At 69.8% G+C, this 6,727-nt stretch carries 6 protein-coding genes and 2 pseudogenes; 3 read left to right on the plus strand and 5 right to left on the minus strand.

Translation table 11 applies throughout. From position 1 onward, the window contains the following. The first annotated feature begins 14 nt into the window (after positions 1-14). Positions 15-920, plus strand: a complete 906-nt coding sequence (locus tag AB0D34_RS45780) for an endonuclease/exonuclease/phosphatase family protein (RefSeq protein WP_362673803.1) — start codon at positions 15-17, stop codon at positions 918-920. Between the two features lie 18 nt (positions 921-938). Here the strand turns inward: AB0D34_RS45780 and AB0D34_RS45785 are convergent, their stop codons facing one another. From AB0D34_RS45785 to AB0D34_RS45795, 3 genes are all read right to left on the minus strand, one after another. Beyond that, positions 939-2,561 (minus strand): CocE/NonD family hydrolase, encoded by a 1,623-nt coding sequence (locus AB0D34_RS45785; RefSeq protein ID WP_362673806.1) that lies wholly within the window; start codon positions 2,559-2,561, stop codon positions 939-941. After that, on the minus strand, positions 2,558-3,145 hold the full coding sequence (locus AB0D34_RS45790; protein WP_362673808.1) for a TetR/AcrR family transcriptional regulator: 588 nt from the start codon (positions 3,143-3,145) through the stop codon (positions 2,558-2,560). The genes AB0D34_RS45785 and AB0D34_RS45790 overlap by 4 nt, the downstream gene beginning before the upstream one ends. Positions 3,146-3,222: 77 nt before the next feature. Next, a complete protein-coding gene (locus AB0D34_RS45795) occupies positions 3,223-3,474 on the minus strand; it encodes a cupin domain-containing protein (RefSeq protein WP_362673811.1) in 252 nt (83 codons plus the stop codon). A gap of 26 nt (positions 3,475-3,500) precedes the next feature. Here AB0D34_RS45795 and AB0D34_RS45800 point away from each other — a divergent pair. Beyond that, positions 3,501-3,749: pseudogene (locus AB0D34_RS45800) on the plus strand (AMP-binding protein); the annotation flags it as partial. A 379-nt stretch (positions 3,750-4,128) separates the two neighbouring features. Here the strand turns inward: AB0D34_RS45800 and AB0D34_RS45805 are convergent. Together AB0D34_RS45805 and AB0D34_RS45810 are read right to left on the minus strand one after the other, a co-directional pair. After that, positions 4,129-4,698: a TetR/AcrR family transcriptional regulator gene (locus tag AB0D34_RS45805; RefSeq protein WP_362673814.1), complete on the minus strand. Its 570-nt coding sequence runs from the start codon at positions 4,696-4,698 to the stop codon at positions 4,129-4,131. Positions 4,699-4,864: 166 nt separating this feature from the next. Continuing rightward, positions 4,865-6,364, minus strand: coding sequence for an MFS transporter (locus tag AB0D34_RS45810; RefSeq protein WP_362673817.1), 1,500 nt, complete (start codon positions 6,362-6,364; stop codon positions 4,865-4,867). A gap of 271 nt (positions 6,365-6,635) precedes the next feature. Here AB0D34_RS45810 and AB0D34_RS45815 point away from each other — a divergent pair. Further along, positions 6,636-6,727: pseudogene (locus AB0D34_RS45815) on the plus strand (alpha/beta hydrolase); the annotation flags it as partial.

Below are 6,727 nucleotides of genomic sequence, written 5' to 3' on the forward strand. Positions count from 1 at the left end.
CACCGCGACCTACGATGTTCCCGGTACGGCCCTCGGCCGTCAGCCGGATCCACGTTGAGGAGGCGAAGGTGCTGGGAAGGGGCACGTGGTTGCTCGCGGGTGCCATGATCGCGGTCTGGATGGTGCTTGTCGGCCCCAGCGCGCCGAACGGCGCCTCCTCCGCCGGGTCACTGCCCGTCGCCGCCGACAGGGACGTCGTACCGAACAGGGTCATGACGTGGAACATCTGCAACCCCTGCGAGAGCGGCAACGTCGACCGGGCGGCGGAGATCGCCACGTTCGCGCCCCAGGTCATCGGCCTGCAGGAGTCGTGCGTGGGTGAGGTCGAGCGGATCCGGGACTATCTGGAGAGCCTCTACGGGCTCGACTACCACGTCGAGTACGGGACGGTGCTGCACAGCTGGGGCCGCTGCGGGGGAGCGCCGTGGAGTCCGGGAGGCTACGGCGAGGCGATCCTCTCGGCGGCCCCGATGACCGACCACGTCGCCGTGGAGTATCCCGACGGCGGATCCGAGGACCGCGGGTACATGGCGGTCACCACCACGGTGGGCGGCCAACAGGTCAGGGTCTTCAACACACATCTCGCCGAACGACGCCAGGAGGCGGTCCGGGCGGAGCAGGTCGGTGTGCTCGCCACGGAAGTCGCCCGGCACGACCGCGCGATCGTCATCGGCGACTTCAACGCCGTGCCGTACGCCTCCGAACTCACCGAGATGTGGCCGCTGGCCACGGACACGGACCCCCAGTGCCGTCCCTCGTCGACCGGAACCTGTGAGCCGACCACCGACTGGCAGAGCAAGTTCGACTACGTCTTCCTGCGCGGCTTCGTCCCGCTCGACCACCATGTACAGCCGAGCGCGTACTCGGACCACCACATGCTGTACACCGACCTGGCTCCCGCTCGGGCGGGCAACTCCTGACCTCGCCAGCGTGGTCGGTCAGTCCGTCTGCCGGACCGGGAGGATCACGGCGGAGGGGCGTTCCGGGTCGTGGAAGACCTGCTGATCGGCGGGGCGGAGGGTGGCGGCGGTGGCCCGGGGTTCGCCGGTGCCGGGGTTGCGGTTGTAGCGGGGGAAGGCGCCGCTGGAGACCTGGACGCGGATGCGGTGGCCGGCCCGGAAGCGGTGGGCCGTCGGCCACAGCGTGACCGTCGTGCACGAGGTCGTGTCGGCATCGGTCAGGCTGACCAGGCCGTCGCACACGTTGGTCGAGCGGCCCTGCTGGTCGACGTCGCACAGCCTGACGAACACGTCCGCGTACGGCAGGCTGGAGCGGAAGAAGAACTCGGCACTGACCTCTCCGATCACCTCGACGTCCTTGTCGAGCACGGGAGTCGTGTAGGTCAGGACGTCCGGCCGGGCCTCCAGGGCGGTGTTGTCGACGCTGCCCGCTTTTACGCCCAAGGCCATGCGGGCTCCGCCGACAGTCGGGGTGGGGTCGGCCGGGTCGTAGCGGTAGGCGTCCGGTGCCGACTCGGGAGGCAGGTCGGTGGCCAGGGTGCCGGCGGGGTGGAGGTGGAACCGCCGGGGCCCGTAGCCCGGGGGCGGCCAGGACGGGAACTCGCGCCACTTCTCCGCACCCATGACGTACAGGCGTACGGGCGCGCGGTCGCTCGGCTCCTCGCCGCGGGCGTGGGCGAGCCCGAAGTCGAGGGCCTCGGCGATCGTCGCCCGTTCCACGCCCTGGGACACGTGCGACCAGGGGCCGACGGTGAGCCGGGCGGTGCGTCCGGCGTTCTGCAGGGTCCGGAAGTCGCGGAGCTGGCCGGGCAGGAAGATGTCGTACCAGCCGCCGACCGTACTGACCGGCACGGTGATGCCGGACACCCGCGCGCTGTGGTCGAGGATCTGCCAGTACGGGCTGGCGGCGTCGTGGGCGAGGACGTTCTGGAAGTAGGGGGCGGGGCGTCCGATGACCGCGGTGTCGGCCCGGTTCAGGGGCAGGGTCGGCCAGGCACGCTGTTCCTTGCGGGTCCGAAGCGCCATGCGCAGCAGCGGGAACGACCGTTCCTGCTCGGCGACGAGCAGGCCCCAGCCCAGGGTGGCCTCCAGGGAGAAGGACTCCTTTCGCAGGAACTCCAGGGTGAACGCGGATTCAGAGACCCCCGGGATCATCGCCTTCACCTGAGGCGGGAGCGCGTCGCCCACCACCCACTGGGCGTAGCCGAGGTAGCTGATCCCGTACAGCACGACCGCGTCACCGCACCAGGGCTGTTTGACCAGCCACTCCAGGGTGTCGACGCCGTCCTCGCGCTCACACCGCAGCGGGTCGAAGGCACCGCCGGAGCCGAAGGTGCCGCGGGTGCTCTGGACCACCACCTGGTAGCCGCGTTCGGCGAGCGGGCGGACCATCCTGTCCGCCGCCATGCCGGAGCGGCCATAGGGGGTGCGCATGAGCAGGGTCGGCAGGCCGTCACCGCCGGAGGCCGGCCGCCACCGGTCGGCCAGCAGAACGGCGCCGTCGCGCAGGGGCACCCGCAGGTCGTGCTCGATCGTCAGATCCCGGGTGGCGGGGGGCGGGAGGTGCAGCAGGCGCTGGACGAGGTGGCTGCTCAGCTTCATCGGGTGGGTCCTTCGTCGGCGGGGCGGGTGAGGGCGAACGCCGCGCTCAGTCGAAGCAGACGGTCCGTCAGTTCCTCGGGGTCCAGTGGGTCGTGGCCGTCGATCAGCCAGTGGTTGACGATCGCGCCGGTTCCGCCCGCGACGAAGGCCGCCAGGTCCTGGGCCGTGTCCGGGTCGATGTCAGGGAAGAGCTCGTGCGCGGCTTTCCGGTTGAAGGAGCCGAACAGGTCGTTCAGCGCCGTGGTCATGGTGAACGCGCACGCACCGGTCAGCATCGCGCGGTAGAAGGCCCGGCGTCCGGCGAAGTGCCGGGCCATTTCCAGCACCTGGAGCCGTGTCTCTTCGGGGGCACTCCCGATGCGCGGCAGCAGCTCGCGGGTGACCAGGTCGACCGCCGCCGCCACGAGCAGGGTGTCCCGGTCACCGAAGTGCAGGTAGAGCAGCTTCCTGCTCACGTCTGCCGCCTCGGTGAGGTCGGTGACCGGGATGGCGGTCGTACCGCGCTGGGACACCAGCCGTACGGCGGCTTCCATCAGCGCGGCCCGGGAGCGCCGGACCCGGCGGTCCCGGGATTCCGGTGGCATCACCTGCTCCATGGAGCCGAAAATACCCAGCTGTCTCTAATTACACAAGTGTAGAAAAAATGCTGCTGGATGCGGCGTCACCCGTTCTCGCGGGGCGCCGTCGTGACTCCCTTGGTGACGGTGGGGCCGAACTGGCGGATCTGGGGGACGGTGGTCACCATGTGGACGACGACCCGCTCACTGAGGCAGACATGGCGGTGCGGGACGTCTCCGGGGAAGCGGACGAAGTCCCCCGCCGCCAGGTCCACCCGTTCGTTGAGGGGGCCGGTGCGCAGCTTCCCGGTGATCACATAGATGTGGTGCAGGGTGCCTGCGGCGTGCGGCGCCACGCCTTCCCGCGTCGTCCGTCGTGGACAAGCATGCGGACGACCCCGCGGTGCTGATGTTCACCTCCGGGACCACCGGCACGCCCAAGGGCGTCGTCCTGACCCACGGCAACATCTGGTGGAACGCGGTCAACGTCGAACTGCGCCTCGACACGCGCAGAGGTGACGTCACCTACGCTGCCGCCCCGCTCTTCCACGTGGGTGCCCTGAACAGCTTCGTGCTGCGCACACTGGTGCGCGGCGGCACCGTGGTGGTGCGCCGCGGATTCGACCCGCAGCAGTGTGCCAACTCTGCATGCTGGCGGACGCCGTGTGGAAGGCGGATCCGCGCTGTCGGCGCATCGTCTACGCCGCCCCGGACGGAGACCTGAACTCCCTCGCGCAGGCCGAGACCGCCGGTTTCCGCCACGTCGTCGACGTGGACCTCGCAGACGGACAGTTCCGCCTGCTGGTGGCCGAGCCGGAGTGGGTCATTGGAGGCGACCGGCGGCTGGACCGCGTACCCCAGACCTGAGCGCACGCAGACCCGGCGTCACCGGGGTCTGGTGGAGACTCTTGGTCGGCCACGCTGCGAGCCGGCGAAGCGGCGGTTGTCGCGTGCCTCGTTGTGACGCGCCGCGCTCATCGGTCACCGAGGCTGCCTGCGGGTGTGCCGACTCAGCGCATGTCCGCCGCATCGAGCAGGGCGGTCACCGTGGGTGCGACGAGCCCGGCCGGGGTGTCGGCCTTGATCCCTGTGCGGGCGCTGACGCCGTCGAAGACCAGGATCAGCTGCCGTGCCAGCAGGTCCGGGTCGCCGGCCCCGCCCTGTTCGGCCTCGGCGCGGAAGAAGGTCGTCAGGTTGGCCTTGACCCGGTGGGCCACCTGACTCGCGGGGTGGCTCTGGTCCTTGAGCTCGATCTGGACGGTCAGGTATCTGCAGCCCAGGAAGTCGGGCGCACCCGCCTGTGACTCCAGTTGGCCGAAGACGTACAGGATCCGCTCGCGAGGGGAGCGGCCGTCGTCCGGCGCGGGCAGGAGTCCGGCCACGAAGGCGGCGGCCCGCTCCTCCAGGCTCGCCGCCAGCAGTTCGTCCTTGCTCTCGAACAGCTGGTACATCGAGCGCTTCGACACCCCCGCCGCCTTGCACAGGGCGTCGACACCGATGCCGACACCGTCGCGATAGGTGAGGGTGGCTGCCGCCTCCAGCAGTCGCTCCCTGGAACTTGATTTCACATCGGTGGTCATACCGTGAGGTTAACCCGATTCCGGCAAAAAGAAAACCGATCGGTTTACGGGCTCGGCGGAGCGATCTCCGGAGTCGCCCGCAGCAGGGCGGGCGGGTGCGCATGGTGGGCGGGGCGCGTCACGAAGACGGTGACCGCGCCCACCATGACCGGCGGTGGATTCAGGCTCAGTGGGCGATGACGGGCTCGCCCTCCGACGGCGTCAGAGCCCGATTCGGAATCAGGAGCGCTGAGAGCGCCGCACCGACCACGAAGATCCCGGCGCCCCACGCCAGGGTGGCCGTGTAGCTCTCGACCCCGGCCTGGGCCACGGTCAGCGCGCTGGGCTTGTGCGAGGACAGGTAGTCGGTCGCGGCCGATGAGGCGACGGTGGTCAGCAGTGCGGTGCTGATCGAGCCGCCCACCTGCTGGCTGGTGTTGATCAGCGCCGAGGCGACGCCCGTGTCCTCGTGGTGCACGCCCGAGGTCGCCCCCTGGAACGCGGTGGTCATCACCGCGCCGATGCCGAGGCCCAGCAGGATCATGCCGGGCATGATGTGGGCGACGTAGGTGCTGTCCAGGGTGAGCCGGGTCAGCAGGGCCATGCCGGAGGCGGAGACCAGGAACCCGGCGGTGATCACGACCTTCGGTCCGACCCTGGGCAGCACGAGTGACGGCGTCGTGGTCGACGAGGCGACGATGCCGAAAACCATCGGCAGGAACGCCAGACCGGCCTCGATCGGCGAGTAGCCGATGCTGGCCTCCAGGTAGTAGGTCAGGAACAGGAAGATCGAGAACATCCCCATGCCCAGGACGAACACCGCCATGAACGAACCACCGCGGGTCCGGTCCAGCACGAGGCGCAGCGGCAGCAGCGGATGCGCGACCCGGGACTGCAGCCAGACGAACACCGCGAGCAGCACCACGCCGCCCGCAAGGGAGCCGAGGCTGACCGGGTCGGTCCAGCTGGTGGATTCGACGTGGGCGAAGCCGTAGACGATGGCGAACAGCGCGGCGCTGACCGTGAGGGTGCCCGGGATGTCGATGCGGGGCCGTTCGGTGACCGTGGGCTTGGCCAGGAGGAGCAGCGCACCGAGGAGCGCGACGCCGGCGAAGATGACGTTCACGTACATCACCCAACGCCACGAGGTCCACTCGGTGAGCATGCCGCCGAGCAGCAGCCCGACCGCGGCACCCGCACCGGACAAGGCGCTGAAGATGCCGAACGCCTTCGGCCTCTCGGACGGCTCGGTGAAGGTCACGCTGAGCAGCGAGAGCGCCGCGGGCGCGAGCAGCGCGGCGAAGAGGCCCTGGGCGACGCGTGCCCCGACAAGGACTTCGAAGCTGCTGGCCGCGCCGCCGACCACGGACGCGCCCGCGAAACCGACCAGGCCGGTCACGAACGTGGTCCGCCGGCCGAACAGGTCCCCGAGCCGGCCGCCGAGCAGCAGCAGACTGCCGAACGCCAGCGCGTAACCCGTGATGACCCACTGCCGGCTGCCGTCGCTGAAGCCGAGGTCGTGTTGCGCCGCGGGCAGCGCGATGTTCACCACGGTCGCGTCCAGCGTGACCATGAGCTGCGCCGTGCCCAGCACGACGAGCACCCACCAGCGCATGGCATGGGAGCCGCGGCGGCCCGAGTCTGTCTTTCCGGAGGTGGGTGCCCCGCGGTCGATGGTGGTACTCATGTGTTCCCTTGCTTGCTGGTCGTGGATGGCCGAACGATGATCGGAAACCGATCTGTTTCCACCTCAGGAAAACAGATCGGTTTCCGCAGCGCAAGTGAGGGGGGTGTCACCCCCCGGCGCCGTCCGGGTGCAGTTCGGGCGATGGATGCGCGTGGCGCTTGCGCTCGGAAACCGATCGGTTTACGCTACTGGAAACCGGTCGGTTTCCCCCTGTGGTCGCCGGACCGTACCAACGTCCCCATCAGCAGTTCGCACACCAGGAGTCGGCGAGATGCCCAGTCAGGATTCACGTCCCACGATCCACATCCCGGGGACGACCAGCCACACGCTCGCCCCGCGCGCGGGACACGAGGGCCGCGAGGG

Source organism: Streptomyces sp. NPDC048420 (assembly GCF_040651535.1).
Classification (GTDB): domain Bacteria; phylum Actinomycetota; class Actinomycetes; order Streptomycetales; family Streptomycetaceae; genus Streptomyces.

Coding starts and splice junctions, on each gene's coding strand:
- AB0D34_RS45790 (WP_362673808.1), bottom strand. CDS start 3,145: ATGCCACCGGAATCCCGGGACCGCCGGGTCCGGCGCTCCCGGGCCGCG.
- AB0D34_RS45810 (WP_362673817.1), bottom strand. CDS start 6,364: ATGAGTACCACCATCGACCGCGGGGCACCCACCTCCGGAAAGACAGAC.
- AB0D34_RS45785 (WP_362673806.1), bottom strand. CDS start 2,561: ATGAAGCTGAGCAGCCACCTCGTCCAGCGCCTGCTGCACCTCCCGCCC.
- AB0D34_RS45780 (WP_362673803.1), top strand. CDS start 15: ATGTTCCCGGTACGGCCCTCGGCCGTCAGCCGGATCCACGTTGAGGAG.
- AB0D34_RS45805 (WP_362673814.1), bottom strand. CDS start 4,698: ATGACCACCGATGTGAAATCAAGTTCCAGGGAGCGACTGCTGGAGGCG.